Source organism: Thermosynechococcus sp. JY1331, assembly GCF_031583475.1.
Lineage (GTDB): Bacteria > Cyanobacteriota > Cyanobacteriia > Thermosynechococcales > Thermosynechococcaceae > Thermosynechococcus.
Window position 1 is genome coordinate 1,766,492 of sequence record NZ_CP134180.1, and the last position, 21,291, is coordinate 1,787,782.

The following is a 21,291-nucleotide window of genomic DNA, read 5'->3' on the forward strand; positions in this document are numbered from 1 at the left end:
CTAGTGACTATCCTAGTCAACAGACCCAGCAATGGTTTATTCATTGATAAAAATATATTCTTGACGTTGCTGAGACTGGGATCAGCCAAGGGCTGTAGGGGGGTGGGGCTAGGTTATAATCCTTTAATTTGTAAATAATGTTCTCTTAAACACGGGTTTCCCCTAGAACTGTCGTTGTGAGCTATGCCCCTCAGCGCATTTCGCCAGACGAGTGTTTACCAAAAGACAACACCCCAGCCCCCTGCAACATTCCAAATTCCACTTATTTGTGTTTGCGGTTGCTTCTTAGGCATTTGTTTCCTAGTGTTCAGTGGACTTGGCCAACAGTGGGATATTGCTTTGTCCGAGATTGTCCGAACCGTTTTACCGCGTGAGTTTGCTCCTGTTGCAAAATTGTCCTATTTTTCGGGCAATGCCCCCGTTGCTGGGAGTAGCCAACCTATTCATCCGCAAAGATGTAGTCGTAGAGTTCTTCGGGCTTAGGCTCAGGACTTTCCTCAGCAAAGGCCACAGCATCATCCACAATCGCTTGTACTTTTTGCTCAATGGCACGCAGGTCTTCGCTAGTGGCCAGTTCCTGCTCCACGAGGTAGGCACCCAGCTTTTTGATCGGATCGCGCTTCAGCCAAAATTCTTTCTCTTCTTTGGAGCGCAGTTCATCGGGATCGGCAAGGGAGTGCCCCCGGAAACGGTAGGTCAAAGCTTCAATTAGGGTGGGGCCTTCACCGGCACGGGCGCGGGCGATCGCTGCCTCAGCCACTGTACGCACCGCCAGCACATCCATGCCATCCACTTCCTCACCCACCATGCCAAAGACCTTGGCCTTCTTGTAGATTTCTGTTTCGGAACTGGCACGCTCATGGGCCATACCGATCGCCCACTTGTTATTTTCCACCACGAAAAGAATGGGTAATTTCCAGAGGGCTGCCATATTCAAGCACTCAAAGAACTGGCCATTATTGCTGGCACCATCACCAAAGAAGCAAGCGGTGACCTGATCGGCCTTGGCATCGCCCATCACCTGACGGCGGTACATCGTCTGAAATGCTGCCCCCGTTGCGACTGGAATCCCCTCAGCGACAAAGGCAAAGCCCCCCAAGAGATTATGCTTAGCAGAAAAGAGGTGCATTGAGCCGCCCCGGCCTTTGCTACACCCCGTCGCCTTGCCAAAGAGTTCAGCCATTACTTCACGGGCAGGAACACCGGCGCTCAGGGCATGAACGTGATCGCGATAGGTACTGCACACGTAATCATCGGGACGCATCGCCTTGATCACACCTGTAGAGACAGCCTCTTGACCGTTGTAGAGGTGGACAAAGCCAAACATCCGCCCCCGGTAGTACATTTCGGCACACTTATCTTCAAAGGTGCGCCCCAGTACCATATCTTCATAGAGCATTAACCCCTGCTCACGAGTAATCGTGGTTTGGGGAATGGACAAAGAGGGCAGACTACGCTCTTGAACCATAGCAGGCAGTGATCAACTTAGGGTAAACGCCGTACCAACAGGGCAAGCCGCCGTTGGCATCACACTATTGTACTCAAATTACAGCCCTTTTCTTAAATATGGGAGTGACAAGGGAATGCCAGCCTCTGCTAATCACAGTAAATGAGTATTCCTGCCCCTTGCTGGTTTGCTAAAAAGAGAAGCAGGATAGATGTGGGCAGCAGCCATTGCCTCTGGTCAAAACGTTTTGCTAGGGTCGTTTGCAGACCGTGCCATGCAGTTTCTAGGATGCAACTGGGTAAGTCTCCTTCCTCTGCGGCGGCGATGAGTGCTTCAAGGTCTGCTGGCGGTTCATTGTCGGGAATGGCGATTAAAATTGCCGCAATACTCATTCATGAGGTTTCCAATTGAATTAGCAACTAACTTCCCAGAAGGAAGGCAACGAGGAACAAACCATAGAGGAGACCGAACTTCAAGGCATTGAGAATTTCGCCAAAGAGAGTTTGCCGCAGTTTCCAGCGATCGCTATAGAACATAGCACTAATCACTTCAGCAATAATTGCTACGATGCTCGAGGCCACAATATCTAAATAGCCCAATTGACCTGCACTCGAGGAAATGGCTAAGCCCAAGAACACCCCAAAGAGAAACGCAATACTCAGTGTTGCTAGCCGTCGCCACGGATTTTTTAACTGCTCCTGAATCCCGGCGCCTAAACGATCAAGCAGGGTATTAAGACGGGTTTGCTGCATATACTCAGGACGGGAAAAGGTTGCTAGAGTGGGCAGAGAGTGAATGCTTGCCAGTATATGTTAAGTCGTGTTGCCGATGCGGTCTATTGGTTAAATCGCTACATTGAGCGGGCAGAGAATATTGCTCGTTTTGTTGATGTCAACTTGAACATGCTGCTGGATCTGCCCACGAGTCTTTCCAGTCAATGGGATCCCCTAGTGCTAACAACGGGGGATTTGCCCTTTTTTCAGGAACACTATGGCACGGCCACGGCTGAAAATGTGATTCAGTTCCTCACCTTTGACACCACCTATCCCAACTCGATCATCTCCTGTCTGCGGGCGGCACGGGAGAATGCCACATCCATTCGCGAGGTGATTTCCTCAGAAATGTGGCAGCAGGTGAATGCCTTCTACACAATGGTGCGGGAGGTGGCTAAAGCCCCGGATCAATTGGAGATTGCCAGCTTTTTGAAGCAAGTGAAACAGGCCAGTCACCTTTTTGCCGGCGTGATGGATAGTACGATGAGCCACAATGAAGCGTGGCACTTTGGTCAAATGGGGCGGCTACTGGAGCGAGCCGATAAGACCTCGCGGATTCTCGATGTGAAATACTATCTGCTGTTGCCCTCAGTGGAAGATGTGGGCACGCCCATTGATGAATTGGGTTGGATTGCGCTCCTCAAGTCCGCCAGTGCCTATGAGATGTATCGTAAACGGGGTTCGCATCGGATTACACCCGCAGGGGTCGCAGAGTTTTTGATTCTCGATGCCGAGTTTCCCCGCGCGATCCGCTTTTGTCTGTTGCAGGTGGAAAAATCCCTCTACAAAATTACAGGGACGCCCTTGGGGAGCTGGCACCAGCCCGTGGAACGCCAACTGGGACGCCTGCGATCGCAACTGGACTATTTGACGATTGATGAAATTATTGGTCAAGGCATGCACGAGTTCCTCGATCACTTGCAGCAGCAAATGAATGAGGTGGATACGCAAATTTTTCAAACGTTTTTTACCCTAGAGCCTGTGAAAGCCCGCTAGCGTGACAATTGAATTGGGGTATTGCCTAGGGTTGACGGTGGGCTTGGTGCTGCTTGAGGTATTGGCGCCCATTTTGAATCACCGCTAGCATTTCCTTGAATTGGCGTTCCATTTCCGCAAGGGTGCGATCGGCATAGGCATCCGCTTCCTGTTGCCGCTCTTGACATTCATGGCGGGTCACTTGGCGCAGATGGGCTAGTTCTTTTTCTGTGTTTTGCCGTAGCAGATTGATTTCCTCGATCGCGCGCTGGCGCATAAACTCCACCTCTTGCTGCACCTGCTGGCGAATTTTCTGGGCTTCGAGTTCTGCCTGCTGGCGAATCCGCAGTTCATCGGCAATTTGGGCAGCGCGTTGCTCTGCGGCACGGATAATTTCTTGGGCGCGGTGCTGGGCTTGTTTAATGATCTCATCCCGCTGATTGAGAATCCGCTGCGCTGTCTTCACTGATTCGGGGATCGCCTGTTCAATGTGGGCAAGTTGGTTTAGGATCTGCTCTTCATCAATGAGTTTGCGGCCGGTCAGCGGGATCTTCGTCCCTTCGAGAATCAGGAGTTCTTCCAGCTTTTCCAATTGTTGCAGGAGTTGCAGCGGTACGGAAGGGACATCAAGCGCTTCATTTACTCCAGTGGTCGTTGAGATGCGATCGGCGTTTGAGTAAAGCATGCTTCTAAATCCTTTGCAACAGTGGCTGGTACTAGATGACGAACATTACCGCCAAATCGGGCAATTTCTTTTACTAAGCTACTACTTAAGAAACTATACTCATTGGACGTGGTGAGGAACACGGTCTCAATCTCTGGCCAGAGGCTTTTATTGGTGTGGGACATCTGCAGCTCGTATTCAAAGTCCGACAGAACCCGTAGCCCCCGCAGAAGAACTGTTGCCTGTTGCGATCGCGCGTACTCAACGGTGAGGCCATCAAAGGTATCCACCCGCACATTTTTTAAGTGGACAGTTGCCGCCTGCACTTGTTTGATCCGCTGCGCCACGCTAAAGAGGGCTTTTTTCTGAGGGTTATGGGCGATCGCCACAATCACTTCACTAAAGAGACGAGCACCCCGCTCAATAATGTCCAAGTGCCCTAGGGTAATGGGATCAAAGCTTCCAGGATAAACAGCAAGCATAGGCGGCTCAATAACGAGATGAGAGGTTAAACAGCATCAAGGGTAAGACAATCATCGCTGATTTCTCGGAACAGCGGATACCATTGCTGCATTGGCAGATCACTCGCGATCGCCCCAGAAATTTTCTGACTGTATCTTTGCCGATCAACCCTACAACCAAGGGGATGAATGATCCCCGTCTGTGGATAGAAATGGAGCTGCTGCAATTAATAAAAATTAATGTAAAGAGTTGTAATCAGAATATAAAAAATCAAATCATTTATTGACAACATTTGTAGCCTTAGCTACCAAATTTAGGCTCAATATGAACTAATGTAAACGATTTCTTAAATTTTGCAGTGTCACGTAGCGGCTATGTTACAGAATGGTGACGCAAAACTATTTGTATCAATCAATACTTGACACTATTTGTATCAATCAATACTTGACGATCTCAGATCTGAGCATTTATAACAGAAACATGTTTCATCCAACACAGTTAGAGTTCTCTTTTAACTTAAATACCGCTTTTAACTTAAATACCGTAAATTTACTTGTAAATCTGAAGTGATTGGTGTTTCCCTGATGACGATGATTAGTTTTTTGAATAACTATATTGACTTAACTTCTTACACACCTGAAAGTACGTGCATGTCACGTGCCTCTCTCCCTTTTTCTGCTATGTCCTGTCCTAACTATGAGGGTTCCCGCTATGAATATTTCTCCAGTCACTCGCTATTATATGCGGCGCTTACTGGCAGAGCATCCCGCCATTCAATCCTATGTTGCCCGTGACACACATCCACTGGGCATTGAGGAAGAATACCTAGAGCGTTACATTAATCTAGATCATTTAACCTATCCACAACTGAATCAATTAGAATTTCTCATTGAGTTACATCAAAAAATAAAAGTTAACGAACCACATCACACTCACCAGCTTCAACAGATTGAGCAAAAAATTTTTGACCTCATTGGTATTCAACTTCCTGTCTCCCACAGTGCCTTAACAGATTTGATGTCTTTCTTTAGTCAGGTTGCGGAAACTCAAGAGCAGATTCCTGTGCCTAGGGTAAACCATGAATCGACAAACCTTGCTGATTACTATGAATACTGTCGGCGAATTACAGCAGTAACGGTACGCTACCTTGGCAAAATGATTGTCACTAACTATTGGTTATTGACACGACCCCGTGAAAGCTGGTTGGCGCAAATTCAAGTGGAGCAGTTCCACAACCGTAACTTCACGCCCCACGATCAACTTTTAACCAACTATGAAGTCGAAACCTTGCAACGGTGGATCCATGATTTCATTCGGCATTGCTGTCGTGTCCTGCCCACTCTACCGCGCCTTCTCTTGGCGGCAGGAGTTCCTTCCCACCTGCTCTACGATCTCGTTCGTTAACGGTCAGGTTATTCCCGAAACGGGCTTCCCTATGCAAATATCAATGGAAATCAAAAGGTTCTAGGAGCGTTTGCAGTACGGTGGGCAACTTCTCGGCTAGCTCTTGGGAATGGCTATAGATGAGGCGCTGGCGACTGGGAACTTCAATGGGAAGAGGCGCCCGCTGGCTGGGGTGCTCCTGCTGAATAACAAGGAGTTGATTGCGGCGTTTACTGGCTAGGGCATAGCCCAGTTCGAGGGCAACCATTGCATGCAACTGTTCATTCCCACTCCCATCTGCAATAAAGAGCAGTGAGCGACGCAATTGGGTGATCACGGGACTATCCAGACGCAGAGGAGCCGTGGCTGAGCGTGGGCTTTCGACCAGTTCCAAGGGGAAGCGACTAGGGGTATTGGTCACAAATGCTTTGAGGGCGGTGCGAATCTCGTCACTACTGGGGCTATCGGCGGCACTGAAAAAGAGGGTTGGTTCCAAGTAACTCAGGCGATCGCTCTTGATGAAATAGATTTCATGACTGAGAACATCAATGTTGGCAATTGTATAGCTGCCACTGCCCTCAATATAAAATTCCACCGTTTCCCCAAGGCGATAGCGTTGAAACCACTCCGAACGCTGCACCGTTTCTAAGTCATCGAGAAAATCTGCCCGCAATGCCGTTTTCAGCAAGCTACTTTTGTTGAGCCGTAGATCGTGGGGGCGTTGCTCGATGTGTTCGAGGGGTTCATACTGCGGTAGGTACCATGCCCGCAGCGCAATAATCGCCATTCAATTATTCCACCTAGGTATTGCCAATTATGTTAGAGCATAAATACAGTCCTTTTCTGGGGTACACAGATGAGCACTGGCTGAGCGTATTCCATCCGTGTGAAAAGGGCTGTAAATTAAGTCCTACGGGCATAGGAGACAGCCAATGACAGCAAAATTATTGCTGGTGGATGATGAGCCGGGGGTGCGCGAGGCGGTAACGGCCTATTTAGAGGACAGTGGCTTTGAAGTAACAGCAGTGGCCAATGGTCAAGCGGCTCTGGAGTACCTAGAAACCAATGTGCCCGACCTGATTATTACGGATATTATGATGCCGCAGATGGATGGCTATGCCTTTTTGGAAACAGTGCGCCAACAGCCCCATCTCAACCATATTCCCGTTATCTTCCTCACAGCGCGGGGCATGAAGCGCGATCGCATCCAAGGGTATGATGCTGGCTGTGATGCCTACCTAGCCAAACCCTTTGACCCCGATGAACTGGTGGCCATCATTAAAAATCTGCTGCGGCGGCAAGCGGCTGCTCGCGATGAGGCCGAACCCAATCTGGCCAATCTAGCCCAACAAATTGCCGAACTGCGGGCAATGCTCGTCCAACAGGGCAAACGCAATCCCACGGCTCCCCCAATTCAACTGGATCTCACCCCCCGCGAAGCCAGTGTGCTGCAACTGGTGGTCAAGGGTCTGATGAATAAGGAAATTGCCAGCCAACTGAATACCAGTGTTCGCAATATTGAAAAGTATGTCAGTCGCCTCTTTGTGAAAACCGGTACCAGTAGCCGCACAGAACTCGTGCGCTTTGCCCTTGAACATGGCTTGGCTGATTAGGTTAGAGAGAGGGATCATTTTGCCAGAACCAGTCGGCAATGCGGGGTTGGGCTTTTTCCGTTGCTGTCGGGTTGAGGAGGATAATTGCTTGGCGGAGGTTGGGGGAGAGCCGTCGCTGTACCCGTTGGGGAATGCCATCGCCAAAATAAACATGACCCCGCCCCGTCAGCACCACAATCAGGCGATCGGGATGCCGCTGATGCTGTTTAGCAATGACTTTGGCCATGGTTTCATCCCAAAGGACTTGAGCTTGGTAAAAGAAGTCAAAATTCATACTGTGGCTCATCCCTTGATGGGCAGCAACAAAAATCTCCTGCAGGCGATCGCGATAGGCAGTGTTGCTCAAGTCAATATCTGATAGGGGTGGAATATAGCGAAAATCATCTTCCCCTAAGCTCTCGAGACCTTGGCGTGCCACTTGGCGGGTGACTTCGGTGGGCGTATTCAGGGCAATTAGGGGAATCTGCTGCTCCTTGGCAAAGCGAAAAATCGGTGCATAGAGCGACCAAGGGAAGCCCCAGCGCTGAGCATATTGGGTTTGCTCCAGCAATTCCATTTCCGTAATTTCACCGCCAATGTAGGCATCGAGGGCGGCTTGAAAGGGACGCTGCATCATTTCTAGGGCGATCGCTAGGGGGCGACCCCGCCGTTGCAATTCCTGCAAAATCAACAGTTGCGCCTGATGGTCAGCAGCGCTGTCATGGGTTTCACCCAAATAGAGGATGTGTTTCTGCTGCCACTCATCGTAGGCTCGCTGCAAGGATACCAATTCACTGCCTCGCCACACCTGCTGCGCTTTCACACTGTGGGTTCCCGCCAAAAACAGCGCGATCGCTAAAGTAAAAGCTAAAGGCTGCCAAGCAGGGGAGGATCGCCACTGGCGCAACCGCTGTCCAAGGGGGGATGCCAAACGATAAAATATCTGCCAAGATCGAGATAGAGTCGTTGACGGTATGGTGACGACAATTATCTTCTGCGCGTTCCCCATTGGGTTCAACCCTGTTATCCAACGCTGAAACAACTATGCAATCTCCCTATCCACTTGAACTCAGTGACCCCGCTGCCAGTGACGTCGGTTCTACTCATCCTGAACTGAATGGTAACGCACTGGTGAAATCGGAGACGACCTCTACAGAATTGGCCAAGGCGGAAGTTCGCTTGAGTGACCCCCGTGCCGAAGCGCTGCGGCAAATGTTGGAACGCCATCGCGGTACGCGGCAGTTGATTATTCTCCAAGATTTTCCTGACCCCGATGCCCTCTCTTCGGCATGGACCTATAAACTCATTGCTGAGCAGTTTGAGATTCAGTGCGATATTGCCTACGCCGGTGCCCTGAGCCATCAGGAGAATATCACCCTAGTGCGGCTGACGGGGATGCCCCTTGTGCGCTGGGCGGTGCAAGGTACGAAAAATAAAGATCAGCGGGATTGTACCTGTTACCAAGGCTACGTTCTCATTGACAACCAAGGCACCACCAGTCAATTGCTGCCCATGGTACAGGAGGCAGGCCTGCCCGCGATCGCCATCATTGATCACCACAGTCTCCAAGAAGCCATTCAAGCCGAGTTTACAGACATTCGACCCACGACCCGCGCCACGGCTACCATCTTTACCCAATACCTGCAAGCGGGGCTACTCACCCTCGACAGTAGCAACCCAGTTCACGTGAAATGTGCCACGGCTCTGATGCATGGCCTGCGCTCTGACACCGATTGCCTCAAACAAGCCAAAGAAGAGGACTTTCTCGCAGCCGCCTTCCTGAGTCGTTTTATTGATTATCAACTACTGAACACCATTTTGCAGTCCCACCGCTCGAAGCAGGTGATGGATGTGATCGAGCGATCGCTGAAAAACCGCTCCATTCACAACAATTTCTCAATTTCTGGCGTGGGCTATATCCGCTACGAAGACCGCGATGCCATTCCCCAAGCGGCGGATTTCCTTGTGACTGAAGAGAACGTCCACACTGCCGTTGTCTATGGCCTCGTCCACGACGAAGATGAAGAAGTGGAACTGATTATCGGTTCGCTGCGCACAACAAAAATTACCCTTGACCCCGACGAATTTATCAAAGAGGCCTTTGGTAAGGATCGCCAAGGACGCTTCTTTGGTGGCGGTCGCTCCCAGGCCGGCGGTTTTGAAATTCCCGTGGGCTTCTTGTCGGGTCTCAATGAAAATCCAGAATACGCTAAACTCAAGTGGAGCGTTTACGATACGCAGATTAAGCAGAAGCTCCTCCACCTCGTCAATCCGAAGAACAATGTCCTCCACGGTACGGAGTAAGGCACTGTTTGTAGTAATCAAGTTTTAGGTCTTTATGACGGAGCTAACAGTCTTTTTTTTCCGCCACGGAATCGCGGTCGAACGGGAAGTGTTTGAAGGCAGTGATAGCGATCGCCCCCTGACGGCCAAAGGCGAAAAGAAAACCCAGCAGATTGCGCGGCGGTTATTGGATCTAGGCATTGAAGCAGAACTGATTCTCTCCTCCCCACTAGTGCGGGCACGGCAAACCGCAGAAATTCTCCTTGAAGTGGGGGTTGCCCCCGATCTGATGATTTCTGACCTGTTGGCGCCAAGCGGTCGTTTGCCAGATTGGCTGCAGTGGCTGAACCACTGGCGTCAAGACCATGAGGGAGCCCTGATTGCCGTGGGTCATGAACCCAATCTTAGTCACTGGGCAGAACTGCTCATCTGTGGCAAAGCCTTGGGACACCTCCAGCTCAAGAAAGCCGGCATTATTGGCCTGCAGATTCCAGAAACCGATCCCCTTGGTAATAGTCAACTCTTTTGGCTGACGCCTCCCAAGTTTTTACTCAATGGCAGTGGCCTTGCCTGACTACAGGTGTCCATTCCGATGCTTCGACCCTCTCGCCACTGCTCTCCCTAAAGCGACACAATAGAAGTACAGCCTGCCACAGGATAGAATCGTGAATTCTGAGTCGGAAATTACGGAGCATTTACCGCCCGATGTTCTCAGTTGGCTGTATGCCTATCAGCGGGAGCATCAATTTACTAGCCTTGAAGCGGCAATTGTTGACATTGTCTGCAAGTTTTATATTCAAGCGGAGCATTTGCCTGAACGGCTGGCGGATCTAGAGCGACGGGTGAATGCCCTCAGCCGTGAAGTGATTCATCTGCGTCAACAACTGCCCGAAAACTACGATCGCCTACGGGAACAGTTGGCAGCGGTGCGCCTGAGTCATTCGGGCATTCTCCACAATTTGCGCGATCGCGTGGAGGCCTTAGAGTCCGAGGTGTTTTCCGGTCGCCCTAGCGCTGCTGACGTAGAGGCTGATAGCTGAGGAGTTCCTCCAAGGTTGCCAGCAAATCGACTTTCACAAATGTGATTTGATCCTCAGCATTGAGGCCAAATTGCCAAGCCACATTGACGCTAAAGAGGGGAAGTTTGGCTTTGCCCACTAGACGGTAGCGACGTTCTGTGCCCTCTGTGCTTAGTAGTTCTCCTTTAAGGGGTTCTGCCCGCATACCCACGGCTTCTAAGTGGAGATAGTGGGCGATCGCCCCCCGACCCACCACGGCATCCTCAAAGGGCGGATAGAGAACTCCTTCTTCAGCAAACAGGGCGGCCACATCTTCGTAGCGTTCCTCGTTGAGGGCAGCAAAATAGGCGATCAGCGTCGGTTCATCAATGCCGAGAATAGGACTGCCTTGAACAAGGTGGGTCATGGTTTCAGTTCCTCAGTGGTTTGTATCTGGACAAAAAAAGGGAGCGAGCTGCCCCCTTGCGTAACCCATGGCATCTCAATTAGACGGCAAGTGGATCCACACCCATGGCGACCACTGCATTCCGCAGCACAGTAATCTGTTGACCAAAGTCAAGGGCTTTGATGGCTGCAAACACGCGATCAGCATCGCGGCTGAGGGTATAACCGGGGGGCACAGGTACCACAAACCCCTGTTTCATCAGTTCTGCCAGTTGATACCAGAAGGCGAGCTTGGTGTTGGGGCTAAAGACACCGTAGGCACGGGTGAGAGGGGTGTCCACATTGGCCACCAAGTCGCGCATGAATTGAAGTTGATCATCAAAACTGAGTGCTTTGACCTGATTGAGCAGCCCTTCCGCCAGTTGTAGGCGAGCCGTACCGGGGGCGGCGGCTGTAATCGAACGACCCGTTTCGGTGTAGATGAACCACAGAAGTCCTAGTTTGTCATCCACACTCAGGCAGTTGAAAAGAGTGGTAACCTCTTGAACGGCTGTGGCCAGTGTCGAGGGAGTGAAACGAGTATCGGTGGTATAGGTCATACAGCTTCAGAGATGTTGAACGTCTAGCGTGTTGCTATGCTTATCTCTGCCTCCTAGTCAACAGTATGTTACATATCTTCATAAAAAGCAACACAAGTTTATAAATACCGAAAATAAATCTATCTTATGCTTCATTTGGATAGAATGAAATAAATCTATTGTAGCCACCCAGAGCGAGACGGGTCTGATTTGAGCCATCTGTTCCCCGCCTGTTCCCACTTCTTCAGAAAAAAGCGGTTTGGCACACCAATCGAGAGTTGTTACAAATGTTAAGATTGCATCGGTTTTGGCAAGAACACGCCTGTGGCTCGACCAACCCTCTACGTAGCAATCACCAACCATGGCTTTGGTCATGTGGCGCGGACAACGGCGCTGGTGAATGCCATTCGCCGCCAAGTGCCCGATCTCTTGCCACTGATCGTGACGGCAGCTCCCTATTGGTTGTTGCAGGCGAATCTGGAGGGGGAGTTTATTCATCGTCCCCGTTCCCTTGATCTGGGGGTGGTGCAAGCCGATAGTTTGCAAATGGATTTGCCCGCAACCCGTGCCAAGCTCTTGGAACTTCAGGCGGCAGCCCCTGAGTTGATCCGCGCCGAGGCAGAGTTTATTCAGCAAAATCGGGCACAGTTGGTGCTAGCGGATATTCCCCCTTTGGCGGTGGCGATCGCCCATGCAGCGGGGGTGCCCTGTTGGATGGTTAGTAACTTTGGCTGGGATTTTATCTATCGCTCCTTTGGCGATGACTTTAGCGAGATTGCGGATTGGGTGAGTAATCTTTATAGCGGGTGCGATCGCTTGTTTCAACTGCCCTTTGCGGAACCCCTCAATGCCTTTCCCCACAAGGAATCCGTGGGACTGACGGGAGCCGAACCGCGTTTTGAGCCAGAGGAGTTGCGGCGGCGCCTTGGCCTCACCACTCCCCGCGATCGCACAGTTCTTTTAACCTTTGGCGGCCTGAGCTTGCAAGCGATTCCCTATGAGACCCTCAAGGGGTTTCCGGATTGGCAGTTCCTTACCTTTGATACCAGTGCCCCTGAGGACTTACCGAACCTACGGAAGCTCTGTGGCCGCCAATTGCGCCCGGTGGATGTGATGCCTCTCTGTGGTCGAGTCGTGTCCAAGCCCGGCTATGGCACCTACGCGGAGGCCTGTCGCTTGGGGGTACCGGTGGCAACGATTCGTCGTGATGATTTTGCTGAAGGGCCTGTTTTGGTGGCGGGATTGCAGGCACATCATTTCCATCAAATTCTCACCCATGAAGAATTTTTTGGTGGTCACTGGCACTTTTTGCACGCAGAACCCCAGCCGCCCCAAGACCCCACCCCCTTGGATCTCAATGGCAATTCTATGATCGCCACCGCTGTTGCCTATTATTTGAATAACTGCTCATCACAATAGCCGTGGGTATCTTTAGATGGCGAACCGCCTCGCTGCTAAAAAAGGCTTGGCAACTGTATCAACAACAGCACTGGAGCGGAGCACAACAGTGCGCACGTCAAGTTATTGAAGAGACCCCGCAGCCAGAGGCCTATTACCTATTGGGGTTAATTGCTGAACAACTGGCACAGCCCCTTGAGGCACAGGCAGCCTATGAGCAGGCTATTGCCCTTGAGCCGTGGCATGCCCCTTCCCATTATCGCTTGGCAGTTGTTCTCCATGATTTGCTGCACCAACCGGCGGCTGCGCTACCCCACTACCAACGCGCCCTTGAGGTGAAGCCGGAGTGGGTGGAAGCCCATAGCAACTTAGGAAATGCCTATCTGGACTTGGGGGACACTGAACGGGCGATCGCCTGCTACCAAAAAGCCCTATCCTTGAATCCCGACTTGCCCACAACGCTGTATAACTTAGGCCTCTGCCTACACGCCCAAGGCAAACTCACAGAAGCGAGTGCTTGCTACGAACAGTCACTGTACCTTGAAGCGGGTCAAGCCGATGTCCACAACAATCTGGGCAGTGTCTATCTTGAACTGAAAAATTATGAGGCAGCGATTCGCCAGTTTCAGGCCGCCTTGAGTGCTAATCCAGAACTGTTGGCAGCCCACTACAATCTGGGGTACGCTTTGCATCTACAGGGTAACCTCGCGGCGGCGCGCGATCGCTACCAAGAAGTGCTCCTGCGGGATAACAAGCACCAACAGGCGCTATTGCAACTGGGTCAAATTTGCCTCAGCGAAGCGGATTTTACGGGAGCAATCAGCTACTACCAACGCTGTCTGAGTCTTGACTCCCTCAATGGTGCGGCTCATGCCGGGTTGGCCACAGCGCTCTTGGAAACGGGGGATCCGCAAGCAGCTCTCCATCACTTTCGCCAGGCCGTTGCCTTAGACCCCGATGCAGTGGATGTGCGCCTCAACTTTGCCCTTGTGCTGCTGCTGCTGGGACATTTCCCAGAGGGATGGGAAGAATATGAATGGCGCTGGCAGCAACCCACTGGAGGATTACGCACCTATCCGCAACCCCGTTGGCAAGGTCAATCCCTAGAGGGGAAAACCCTCTTTGTCTATAGTGAGCAGGGGCTAGGGGATTGCATTCAGTTTGTGCGCTTACTGCCCTTGATGGCGCGGCGTGCCCAACGGGTGATTTTTGCTGCTTACCCGCCCTTGGTGCGTCTTTGTCAAACACTGCCGGGGATTGAAGTGATAAGCACCGAGGAGACGCCTCCCCCCTTTGATTACCATACCCCCCTGCTGAGTCTGCCGCGCTACCTAGGTATTGATAAAGACCACTTTCCCAAGTTCAGTCCCTATTTTCACTTACCCACCCCCCTGCCCCGCAGTATTTTTCATGTGTCCAAACCGCGGATTGGTTTGGTCTGGGCTAGCCATAGTCAAACGCGCACCACGGCGCAGCGGTCTTGTCCCCTTGAGTACTTCCTGCCTCTGCTGCGGGAATTTGATGTCCAATGGTATAGCCTGCAAAAGGAGCGATCGCGCCTCGAGGGTGAACAATTGCAGCAGGCGGGAGTGATTGACTGCCAGCCCTACATGGGGGATTTTCTGGATACGGCGCTGTTGATCCAGCAGTTGGATGCTGTGGTAACAATTGATACGGCTGTGGCACACTTGGCGGGTGCCCTAGGGAAGCCCCTGTGGATCCTGTTGCCCTTTGTGGCGGATTGGCGGTGGCTCTGGCAGCGATCGCGATCGCCTTGGTATCCTTCGGCGCAGTTAATTCGCCAGCCGCAGCGGGGAGATTGGCAAGGGGCGATCGCCCAATTGCGGACTGCTCTTGAATCCCACTATCGGATGCTCAGCAATGGGGTATCCAATTGAGAAGAAATTAGTGATTGCGGTGGCCTCCAGTGCCCTCTTTGATTTGGGGGAGGCGGATGATGTCTTTCGCAATGAGGGGACCGAAAAGTACCGCCAATTTCAGCGGGAAAGGAAATACGATGTCTTGCCGAAGGGGGTGGCATTTCCCTTTATTCGCCGCTTCTTGAATCTCAACCGTGCCTATCCCGAACAAGAACCCGTGGAGGTCGTGCTCCTTTCCAGAAACGATCCCGATACTGGTCAGCGGGTCTTCTATTCAATTCAGCACTACGGTCTGAACATTACCCGCGCCGCATTTTTGGGCGGCAAATCCCCCCATCCCTACATTCCTGCCTTTAATGTGTCTCTGTTTCTCTCGGCAAATGCCAAGGACGTGCAGCAGGCGATCGCGGCTGGGTATCCAGCGGGCATGGTGATTCGATCGCCTATTACCGATCACGAAGACGATGCTGAGTTACGGATTGCCTTTGACTTTGATGGTGTGCTAGCGGATGATGAAGCGGAAGCCGTCTTTCGCCAAGGGGATCTCGAGCAATTTCAAGCCCATGAACTGCAAAAGGCCAACATTCCCCATAATCCGGGACCCTTGAGTGATCTTTTTAAGAAACTGGCAGCCTTTCAACAATTGGAAATGGCAAAAGAGCAGCAGGATGCCAGCTATCAGCGGCTGTTACGGATTGCGATTGTGACCGCACGCAATATCCTTGCTAGTGAACGGGTGGTGACCACCCTCAACAGTTGGGGCGTCATGCCGGATGAAACCTTTTTCCTTGGCGGTATGGAGAAAATACGGGTTCTCAAGCAACTCAAACCGCATATCTTCTTTGATGATCAACTGACCCATCTAGAATCAGCAGCGGGTTCGATTCCCTCAGTGCATGTCCCCTTTGGGGTGCGCAATTGTGACATTCTCCCTCCCTAACCCAAGGGTATCGTGAAGGCTTCCAATATCGCTATCGGAACTTGACCGCAATTCCCCGTACCACCAAGCAGTGCTATTGGCAGTACGCTGGCGGCATTTATTATGGGCAGACCCGACGCCCATTCATCTGAACAACGGAAACATCTAGCTCGCGATCATCAAGTTCAAGTTTGCCACTGGCAGTAACAACGCCGCCCACCCTAAGAACGCCATTGCGCAGGGCAGGTTTGCAGGCATCCGGTAGATCGAGCTTGTAGCGTTGGTTATTGGCCTCAAGTAAGACTTCATCATCATCAACAACCGCCGTAATTCGACCCGTAAGCGTGGCGGGCACCTCCTTACCAGCACGGCTGGCGATCGCTCCTGTGCTCAACATTCCTGCCACTCCTAATGCCAATACCAACCAACGCAATCGCATGGCACAAATCCTCAAGTAGAATTTTTCCCAATAACTTGACGAGCGATCGCCCCCAAGAGTTCAATTAAATTTTCTCTGCCGACGGATCTATTCAAATTTCCTAAAGTCTGATTTTGGCGTTGAATCCCTCGGAGTCTCTCTATAGGAGGCTTTGAGTATTTTTAGTAGCTTTGTAGAAAATAATTTGACACCCCTCGCAGGGGATCCCTCGGAACAGGGGGTTGCAATCCGCTCAGGGAGAGGCTATATTAACGCGGAAGTAAAATAAATGAAAATTGGTAAAGTGCGCTAAAAATAAGCACAAAAAAAGGTCAGTGTCGTTGCCACCGACCCTTGAATAGATGAAGATGAGTTAAGTTTCTAGGAGTTTATTCCTCATTAGCGGGGAACAACGGCAGGCTGCACTTGGATGCCCCATGAACTGAGCGTGCCTACATTACAGCCACCTTGCCGTCCAATCGCCCCAATTTGAATCGTGTGATTCCCCCGCTCCCAGTTGCCACCAATGGGCAAAAAGGCTGAACGGTTGGGGCCAAGGAACTCCGTTTCGACCCGCTGTCCCTGACGATTGGTGGTGAAATATTTCACTTCCGAGCAGTGGGTAGCAGGCGCAGTGACTTGGAGGGCATAATCCCAATACGGACTTTCAGAGCGGAAGTTGTAATGCGCCATTTGATCGCAAACTTGGCCACTGCTGTTGCAGTTGACGATAATCGGTGGGTTTGCCTGTGCTGCCGTAGTAGCAACCACAACACCTGAAACCACAATACTGCTTAGGGTGATCAACCGACGGGTGAAGGAGTGGAGAGACATTGGAGGCTCCTATGGAGTGGATACCCCAATTATTGATGGCAATCCTGTCGCCGCCTGAGACCTCAATCACTGATGGGTTGAGAGATTGATCACCGGAAAGTAACTGTTGCTTCCTCGCAGGAAATGGAAAAACTGCTAGGCCATTTCACGCACACGGGGCTGGCCATCCACAATCTCACCAATGAGGATGACATCGGCCACGTTGACAAACAGGCCATTTTCGACAACACCGGGGATGTTGTTCATCGTTTTCTCTAGTTCGGCGGGGTTAGAAATGTCATCAAATTTGACATCAAGGACAAGGTTGCCTTGATCCGTCACCACTGGGCCATCTTTTTTCACCCCCATGCGCAGTTCAGGCTGCCCCCCAAGAGCTTTCAGGGCACGAGTCACCGGAGCCACGGCAAAGGGTAACACTTCCACGGGCACAGGGAAGGTAGAACCCAATTTCTGCACCAGTTTACTGCTGTCCACCACCACCAAGAACTGATCCGCAAGGGAATCAACAATTTTTTCACGGGTGTGAGCCGCCCCACCCCCTTTGATCAAGTTTTTGGCGGGATCCACTTCATCGGCACCGTCAATGGCGATGTCTAATTTCTCCACATCATCAAGGGTGACTAGGGGAATGCCATACTTTTTGGCGAGGACAGAGGCTTGAAACGAGGTGGGCACACCAGCGATGTTGCTCAGTTCCCCATTGCGCAGGCGATCGCCCAAAAATTGGATGACAAAGGCGGTGGTTGACCCAGTGCCCAAGCCAACAATCATTCCAGAGTGCACGCGATCGGCAGCGGCTTTGGCAACGGCCTGCTTCATTTGTTTGACTGCATCCTCACTCATGGGCGAATTCCCTCATTTTTTCCAAAAGCACCATACCACAGCGGCAGCCCTTTACAGCCCTTTTCAGAGAGTCGGAACCTAGCCCTCAGGCTGGCAGTCCTTGAAGTTGCAGGTGACGTTGCAAACAACGATAATGCTAGTGATTAAGTGAGGGTATCTCAGGGATGGCGATCGCGCGCACGCGGAAAAAATGGCAGTGGTTCTCTCTGTTGGGCGCAGCAGCAACCGTTTGGGCACAGGCGGGACTGGCTGCCGAGCAAATTAGCCTTGTTTATCCGCCCTTCGGCACATTCAACATCCAAGTGAGTGACCTTGCCACATTTGCCAAAACGGGGAATGCGAGTTCGGAGCTAAGATTTTTAATTCGGCTACTTCCCAACGCTCAAGAATCCAACTTGCGCGAAGGCTTGACCACACGCATGGACTTAGCACCAACAACCGTTAGCCAGTTTGTCAAAAGTCCCATTGGTCAAAGCTTTTTAGAGCGCATTGGCCAAGTCATTCGGGCAGATAATGATGTCAATGGGGGCCCAGCCCTTGGGGAAGCCCTGAAAACCGCCGCCAGTTCTCCCGCAGGCATTACCCTGCTCTCAGTACTACAGGCCTTTCCCGGCAAGAGTGTTAAAGTCAATGGTGAACTCGGTCTGAAGGCAGTGGGTGCCTTTACCCGTGCAGTGAATCAAGAACAACGGGCGCAAGACTTTATCGAACGCTTGGCGCAACTCCAACCAAGAACGCCGCTGCCCGCCAGTGGCCTTAATCCTGCCCAAAAAGGACCCTTCCAGTGGCAAAAGCAAAAACTTGAATTCACCAATCCCAATCGCACCACAGGCCCCATTCCCGCAGATCTCTATGTCCCCATAGGGATGATCGCACCAGCCCCCCTCATCGTCATTTCCCACGGTTTAGCCTCAGACCGCACGACGTTTGCCTACTTAGCAGAGCACTTGGCCAGTCATGGATTGGCAGTTTTGGCAATCACTCACCCCGGTTCGGATGCCAGCCGAATTAATAGTTTTCTCTCCGGGGCACCCCTCGACTACGAGAACTTGCCAAAGGATTGGGCACAGCGCCCCCTTGACTTGAAATTTGGTGTGGATACTGTCGCGGCGTTAGTTCAGAAAAATCCAGCCCTAAAAATTGACACCAATAATGTGGGGCTATTTGGCCACTCGATGGGGGGCTTTACCGTGTTGGCGGCAGCAGGGGGGACTGTTGACTGGAATGCCGTCAAACAACGCTGTCTAGCAGCCGCTCGTGATCTCTTTATCTTTAATATCTCAGTGCCCCTGCAATGTCGTAGTCTCGGTCTTGCCGCTGTGCCCTCTACACCGGCGGATCCACGGGTCAAGTCTGTGATTGCCGTCAATCCAGTGAGTAGTATCCTCATTGGCGAACGGGGCATGGCCAATATCAAGGTGCCCACGCTCATTGTTTCCAGTAGTCGGGATGTCTTTGCGCCACCCTTAGAGGAGCAGATCTGGCCTTTTACATGGTTACAGGCGCAGCCCAAGTACCTTGCCATGCTCGTGCCCGGTACCCACTTCTCGGCAGTGGGGGTCAGTGAAGCGGGAGTATTACCGGTTCCCAATGATCTCATTGGCCCGAACCCACAGTTGGCACAGCCCTTTTTCAAGGGACTGGCGGGGGCTTTCTTTGGCGTCTTTAATCAAAAAAACGAGTCCTTGCGTCCATTCCTGAGTCAAACCTTTGTCAATCAGGTGACCCAGCCTACTTTTCAAGCCTATTGGGTGGATCGCATCAATCCCCAGCAGTTGCAGGAGGTGCTCGCGGGGCGCATTGGCACTCAACCACGAAGATAAAGTGCCCCAGAAATCAGTGTGAGGGCGATCGCCCCCCCATAAACAATGAGGATTCCCCCCTGCCAACTAGGCGGTAAGGGAGCGAGAAGCAATGCCACGGCCATAATCTGGCTAAGGGTTTTTGCTTTACCCCAGAGATTGGCGCCCTGAATTTGAGATTGCTGAACCCGCCAACTAGCAATGCCTAGTTCCCGAAAGAGGATCAACGCCACAGACCATGCGGGCACCTCTCCCCATTCAATGCACAGCAACAGGGGCACCAAGATTAGCAACTTATCCACGAGCGGATCCAGCACCTTGCCCAAATCCGTCACCTGATTGAGACGGCGAGCAATGTAGCCATCCAGCCAATCCGTGAGGGCTGCCACCAAAAATAAACCCACCCCCCACCAACGGTACACGGCACTGTGATTCAACGAGAGCAGACCCACTATCACGGGCATGATCAACAGGCGCGCAAGGGTAATTGCTGTGGGTAGAGTTAAGGGCATCGCTATTCCCGAAGATAAAAAGAAAACCCCCTCACCGGGAGGGAGCTAATTTTCTTTCACCGAGCAGCGCTTAGTACAACTGCAGCGACTTCAACTGTTTATCGAACATGTGAATGGTATCGACAAAGCGAGCCGTTTTCGACTGCGTGGAAATGACCAAAGATTGGGTACGGGCGCCACCTTTAAAGAAGCGCACCCCTTTCATGAGCATACCGGGCGTAATACCACAGGCCGCAAAGAGAACGGTTTCGCCGGAGGCCAATTCCTCCGCTTCATAGACCTTGTCGGGATCAGTGATGCCGGCTTTTTTGAGTTCTTCGAGGTTGCCTTCGCGGGTGCGATTCGCCCATTCCTTGGTCATGACCACAGCGGGATCATAGACCAGTTGCCCCTGGAAGTGCCCACCCAATGCCCGCATGGCAGCAGCGGAAATCACTCCTTCAGGCGCAGCACCAATACCCATGAGCGCATGAATGTTGGTACCAGAGAAAGCACAGGAGAGAGCAGCGGAGACATCGCCATCGGAGATCAGTTGAACACGGGCACCCGCATCGCGAATTTCTTGAATCAAGTCATTGTGGCGATCGCGCTTCATCACCACCACCACTAACTCATCAATGGCGCGGTCAAGGCATTCCGAGAGAATTTTCAGGTTTTCTGTCGCCGAGTTGCGAATATCCACTTTGCCCTTAGCAGCAGGGGGCGCCGCCAATTTCTTCATATAAAAGTCGGGAGCCGCAAACAACCCCCCTTTTTCAGAAATGGCCAGTACTGCCATTGAGCCGGGTTGGCCGTAGGCGCAGAGGTTTGTCCCTTCACAGGGGTCAACGGCAATGTCAATTTCAATGAGTTCTTCGGGGTTACAGTATTGGGCAGCATCGGGACGGGTACAAATGCCCACTTCTTCGCCAATGTAGAGCATTGGGGCTTCATCCCGTTCCCCTTCGCCAATCACAATACGACCGCGCATATGGATTTGATTCATGCGGTTGCGCATGGCATCCACGGCGACCTGATCCGCCATGTGTTTGTCACCTTTGCCCATCCACCGCGCTGAGGCGATCGCCGCTTGCTCGACAACTTCTATAATCTCTAAGCCGATGACGTTATCCACACAACCCTCCT

At 51.8% G+C, this 21,291-nt stretch carries 24 protein-coding genes; 10 read left to right on the top strand and 14 right to left on the bottom strand.

Annotation, left to right across the window (positions count from 1 at the left end):
- Window positions 1-439: 439 nt before the first annotated feature.
- The 3 genes from pdhA to RHJ31_RS08570 all read right to left on the bottom strand — a co-directional run bounded on the left by pdhA (window position 440) and on the right by RHJ31_RS08570 (window position 2,199).
- Window positions 440-1,468: a pyruvate dehydrogenase (acetyl-transferring) E1 component subunit alpha gene (gene pdhA, locus RHJ31_RS08560; RefSeq protein ID WP_206199607.1), complete on the bottom strand. Its 1,029-nt coding sequence runs from the start codon at window positions 1,466-1,468 to the stop codon at window positions 440-442.
- Between the two features lie 128 nt (window positions 1,469-1,596).
- Window positions 1,597-1,839, bottom strand: coding sequence for a hypothetical protein (locus RHJ31_RS08565; protein WP_302676312.1), 243 nt, complete (start codon window positions 1,837-1,839; stop codon window positions 1,597-1,599).
- A gap of 27 nt (window positions 1,840-1,866) precedes the next feature.
- Window positions 1,867-2,199, bottom strand: coding sequence for a DUF565 domain-containing protein (locus tag RHJ31_RS08570; RefSeq protein WP_206199605.1), 333 nt, complete (start codon window positions 2,197-2,199; stop codon window positions 1,867-1,869).
- A gap of 57 nt (window positions 2,200-2,256) precedes the next feature.
- Between RHJ31_RS08570 and RHJ31_RS08575 the strand changes: the two genes are divergently transcribed.
- Complete coding sequence (locus RHJ31_RS08575) at window positions 2,257-3,216, top strand: alpha-E domain-containing protein (protein ID WP_302676313.1); 960 nt, start codon at window positions 2,257-2,259, stop codon at window positions 3,214-3,216.
- A gap of 25 nt (window positions 3,217-3,241) precedes the next feature.
- Here RHJ31_RS08575 and RHJ31_RS08580 read toward each other — a convergent pair whose 3' ends face one another.
- Both RHJ31_RS08580 and coaD read right to left on the bottom strand, forming a co-directional pair.
- The gene (locus tag RHJ31_RS08580; RefSeq protein ID WP_206199603.1) at window positions 3,242-3,880 is read right to left on the bottom strand and encodes an ATP synthase F0 subunit B; all 639 of its coding nucleotides are present in this window, start codon (window positions 3,878-3,880) and stop codon (window positions 3,242-3,244) included.
- Window positions 3,835-4,341 (bottom strand): pantetheine-phosphate adenylyltransferase, encoded by a 507-nt coding sequence (coaD, locus tag RHJ31_RS08585; RefSeq protein WP_206199602.1) that lies wholly within the window; start codon window positions 4,339-4,341, stop codon window positions 3,835-3,837. The genes RHJ31_RS08580 and coaD overlap by 46 nt, the downstream gene beginning before the upstream one ends.
- A gap of 691 nt (window positions 4,342-5,032) precedes the next feature.
- Here coaD and RHJ31_RS08590 point away from each other — a divergent pair.
- Window positions 5,033-5,725, top strand: a complete 693-nt coding sequence (locus RHJ31_RS08590; protein WP_302676314.1) for a hypothetical protein — start codon at window positions 5,033-5,035, stop codon at window positions 5,723-5,725.
- A 40-nt stretch (window positions 5,726-5,765) separates the two neighbouring features.
- Here RHJ31_RS08590 and RHJ31_RS08595 read toward each other — a convergent pair whose 3' ends face one another.
- The gene (locus RHJ31_RS08595) at window positions 5,766-6,491 is read right to left on the bottom strand and encodes a hypothetical protein (RefSeq protein WP_206199600.1); all 726 of its coding nucleotides are present in this window, start codon (window positions 6,489-6,491) and stop codon (window positions 5,766-5,768) included.
- 145 nt (window positions 6,492-6,636) lie between these two features.
- Here RHJ31_RS08595 and RHJ31_RS08600 point away from each other — a divergent pair, with 145 nt between their 5' ends.
- Window positions 6,637-7,317 (top strand): response regulator transcription factor, encoded by a 681-nt coding sequence (locus RHJ31_RS08600; protein WP_206199599.1) that lies wholly within the window; start codon window positions 6,637-6,639, stop codon window positions 7,315-7,317.
- A gap of 1 nt (window position 7,318) precedes the next feature.
- Here the strand turns inward: RHJ31_RS08600 and RHJ31_RS08605 are convergent, their stop codons facing one another.
- Window positions 7,319-8,227, bottom strand: coding sequence for a ChaN family lipoprotein (locus tag RHJ31_RS08605; protein WP_302676316.1), 909 nt, complete (start codon window positions 8,225-8,227; stop codon window positions 7,319-7,321).
- Window positions 8,228-8,340: 113 nt separating this feature from the next.
- Here RHJ31_RS08605 and RHJ31_RS08610 point away from each other — a divergent pair, with 113 nt between their 5' ends.
- The 3 genes from RHJ31_RS08610 to RHJ31_RS08620 all read left to right on the top strand — a co-directional run bounded on the left by RHJ31_RS08610 (window position 8,341) and on the right by RHJ31_RS08620 (window position 10,619).
- Complete coding sequence (locus RHJ31_RS08610) at window positions 8,341-9,600, top strand: bifunctional oligoribonuclease/PAP phosphatase NrnA (RefSeq protein ID WP_149820708.1); 1,260 nt, start codon at window positions 8,341-8,343, stop codon at window positions 9,598-9,600.
- 34 nt (window positions 9,601-9,634) lie between these two features.
- Window positions 9,635-10,153 (top strand): phosphohistidine phosphatase SixA, encoded by a 519-nt coding sequence (gene sixA / locus RHJ31_RS08615; RefSeq protein ID WP_206199596.1) that lies wholly within the window; start codon window positions 9,635-9,637, stop codon window positions 10,151-10,153.
- Window positions 10,154-10,244: 91 nt separating this feature from the next.
- Window positions 10,245-10,619, top strand: coding sequence for a hypothetical protein (locus RHJ31_RS08620; RefSeq protein WP_206199595.1), 375 nt, complete (start codon window positions 10,245-10,247; stop codon window positions 10,617-10,619).
- Here the strand turns inward: RHJ31_RS08620 and RHJ31_RS08625 are convergent.
- Together RHJ31_RS08625 and RHJ31_RS08630 are read right to left on the bottom strand one after the other, a co-directional pair.
- Complete coding sequence (locus RHJ31_RS08625; RefSeq protein ID WP_302676317.1) at window positions 10,588-11,004, bottom strand: nuclear transport factor 2 family protein; 417 nt, start codon at window positions 11,002-11,004, stop codon at window positions 10,588-10,590. The two genes, RHJ31_RS08620 and RHJ31_RS08625, sit on opposite strands and share 32 nt — an antisense overlap.
- A 79-nt stretch (window positions 11,005-11,083) precedes the next feature.
- Window positions 11,084-11,581 (bottom strand): orange carotenoid protein N-terminal domain-containing protein, encoded by a 498-nt coding sequence (locus RHJ31_RS08630; RefSeq protein WP_206199593.1) that lies wholly within the window; start codon window positions 11,579-11,581, stop codon window positions 11,084-11,086.
- 303 nt (window positions 11,582-11,884) lie between these two features.
- Between RHJ31_RS08630 and RHJ31_RS08635 the strand changes: the two genes are divergently transcribed.
- The 3 genes from RHJ31_RS08635 to RHJ31_RS08645 are packed head-to-tail and all read left to right on the top strand — an operon-like array spanning window position 11,885 to window position 15,778.
- Window positions 11,885-12,979: a glycosyl transferase gene (locus RHJ31_RS08635; RefSeq protein WP_302676318.1), complete on the top strand. Its 1,095-nt coding sequence runs from the start codon at window positions 11,885-11,887 to the stop codon at window positions 12,977-12,979.
- Between the two features lie 2 nt (window positions 12,980-12,981).
- Window positions 12,982-14,856 carry a tetratricopeptide repeat protein gene (locus RHJ31_RS08640; RefSeq protein ID WP_302676319.1) on the top strand — a complete coding sequence of 625 codons (1,875 nt, stop codon included), beginning with the start codon at window positions 12,982-12,984 and terminating at the stop codon, window positions 14,854-14,856.
- A complete protein-coding gene (locus RHJ31_RS08645) occupies window positions 14,840-15,778 on the top strand; it encodes a 5'-nucleotidase (protein ID WP_225901520.1) in 939 nt (312 codons plus the stop codon). Before RHJ31_RS08640 ends, RHJ31_RS08645 begins: the two co-directional genes overlap by 17 nt.
- A gap of 100 nt (window positions 15,779-15,878) precedes the next feature.
- On the opposite strand, the gene RHJ31_RS08650 is transcribed toward RHJ31_RS08645, so the two are convergent.
- The 3 genes from RHJ31_RS08650 to rpiA all read right to left on the bottom strand — a co-directional run bounded on the left by RHJ31_RS08650 (window position 15,879) and on the right by rpiA (window position 17,852).
- On the bottom strand, window positions 15,879-16,154 hold the full coding sequence (locus tag RHJ31_RS08650) for a hypothetical protein (protein WP_310828395.1): 276 nt from the start codon (window positions 16,152-16,154) through the stop codon (window positions 15,879-15,881).
- 420 nt (window positions 16,155-16,574) lie between these two features.
- The gene (locus RHJ31_RS08655; protein ID WP_302676322.1) at window positions 16,575-17,009 is read right to left on the bottom strand and encodes a hypothetical protein; all 435 of its coding nucleotides are present in this window, start codon (window positions 17,007-17,009) and stop codon (window positions 16,575-16,577) included.
- A gap of 135 nt (window positions 17,010-17,144) precedes the next feature.
- Window positions 17,145-17,852 carry a ribose-5-phosphate isomerase RpiA gene (gene rpiA, locus RHJ31_RS08660; RefSeq protein WP_302676323.1) on the bottom strand — a complete coding sequence of 236 codons (708 nt, stop codon included), beginning with the start codon at window positions 17,850-17,852 and terminating at the stop codon, window positions 17,145-17,147.
- Between the two features lie 164 nt (window positions 17,853-18,016).
- Here rpiA and RHJ31_RS08665 point away from each other — a divergent pair, with 164 nt between their 5' ends.
- Window positions 18,017-19,675, top strand: a complete 1,659-nt coding sequence (locus tag RHJ31_RS08665; protein WP_302676324.1) for an alpha/beta hydrolase — start codon at window positions 18,017-18,019, stop codon at window positions 19,673-19,675.
- On the opposite strand, the gene pgsA is transcribed toward RHJ31_RS08665, so the two are convergent.
- Both pgsA and glpX read right to left on the bottom strand, forming a co-directional pair.
- Window positions 19,660-20,166, bottom strand: a complete 507-nt coding sequence (gene pgsA / locus RHJ31_RS08670; RefSeq protein ID WP_302676325.1) for a CDP-diacylglycerol--glycerol-3-phosphate 3-phosphatidyltransferase — start codon at window positions 20,164-20,166, stop codon at window positions 19,660-19,662. The genes RHJ31_RS08665 and pgsA overlap by 16 nt on opposite strands.
- Before the next feature lie 70 nt (window positions 20,167-20,236).
- Entirely contained in the window at window positions 20,237-21,280 is a 1,044-nt protein-coding gene (glpX, locus tag RHJ31_RS08675) for a class II fructose-bisphosphatase (RefSeq protein WP_302676326.1), read from the bottom strand.
- Window positions 21,281-21,291 lie beyond the last annotated feature (11 nt).

Coding starts and splice junctions, on each gene's coding strand:
- RHJ31_RS08625 (WP_302676317.1), bottom strand. CDS start 11,004: ATGACCCACCTTGTTCAAGGCAGTCCTATTCTCGGCATTGATGAACCG.
- pdhA (WP_206199607.1), bottom strand. CDS start 1,468: ATGGTTCAAGAGCGTAGTCTGCCCTCTTTGTCCATTCCCCAAACCACG.
- RHJ31_RS08575 (WP_302676313.1), top strand. CDS start 2,257: ATGTTAAGTCGTGTTGCCGATGCGGTCTATTGGTTAAATCGCTACATT.
- pgsA (WP_302676325.1), bottom strand. CDS start 20,166: ATGCCCTTAACTCTACCCACAGCAATTACCCTTGCGCGCCTGTTGATC.
- RHJ31_RS08600 (WP_206199599.1), top strand. CDS start 6,637: ATGACAGCAAAATTATTGCTGGTGGATGATGAGCCGGGGGTGCGCGAG.
- RHJ31_RS08580 (WP_206199603.1), bottom strand. CDS start 3,880: ATGCTTTACTCAAACGCCGATCGCATCTCAACGACCACTGGAGTAAAT.
- RHJ31_RS08655 (WP_302676322.1), bottom strand. CDS start 17,009: ATGTCTCTCCACTCCTTCACCCGTCGGTTGATCACCCTAAGCAGTATT.
- RHJ31_RS08595 (WP_206199600.1), bottom strand. CDS start 6,491: ATGGCGATTATTGCGCTGCGGGCATGGTACCTACCGCAGTATGAACCC.
- RHJ31_RS08565 (WP_302676312.1), bottom strand. CDS start 1,839: ATGAGTATTGCGGCAATTTTAATCGCCATTCCCGACAATGAACCGCCA.
- RHJ31_RS08610 (WP_149820708.1), top strand. CDS start 8,341: ATGCAATCTCCCTATCCACTTGAACTCAGTGACCCCGCTGCCAGTGAC.
- coaD (WP_206199602.1), bottom strand. CDS start 4,341: ATGCTTGCTGTTTATCCTGGAAGCTTTGATCCCATTACCCTAGGGCAC.
- RHJ31_RS08570 (WP_206199605.1), bottom strand. CDS start 2,199: ATGCAGCAAACCCGTCTTAATACCCTGCTTGATCGTTTAGGCGCCGGG.
- RHJ31_RS08590 (WP_302676314.1), top strand. CDS start 5,033: ATGAATATTTCTCCAGTCACTCGCTATTATATGCGGCGCTTACTGGCA.
- RHJ31_RS08630 (WP_206199593.1), bottom strand. CDS start 11,581: ATGACCTATACCACCGATACTCGTTTCACTCCCTCGACACTGGCCACA.
- RHJ31_RS08645 (WP_225901520.1), top strand. CDS start 14,840: ATGGGGTATCCAATTGAGAAGAAATTAGTGATTGCGGTGGCCTCCAGT.
- sixA (WP_206199596.1), top strand. CDS start 9,635: ATGACGGAGCTAACAGTCTTTTTTTTCCGCCACGGAATCGCGGTCGAA.
- RHJ31_RS08665 (WP_302676324.1), top strand. CDS start 18,017: ATGGCGATCGCGCGCACGCGGAAAAAATGGCAGTGGTTCTCTCTGTTG.
- RHJ31_RS08650 (WP_310828395.1), bottom strand. CDS start 16,154: ATGTTGAGCACAGGAGCGATCGCCAGCCGTGCTGGTAAGGAGGTGCCC.
- rpiA (WP_302676323.1), bottom strand. CDS start 17,852: ATGAGTGAGGATGCAGTCAAACAAATGAAGCAGGCCGTTGCCAAAGCC.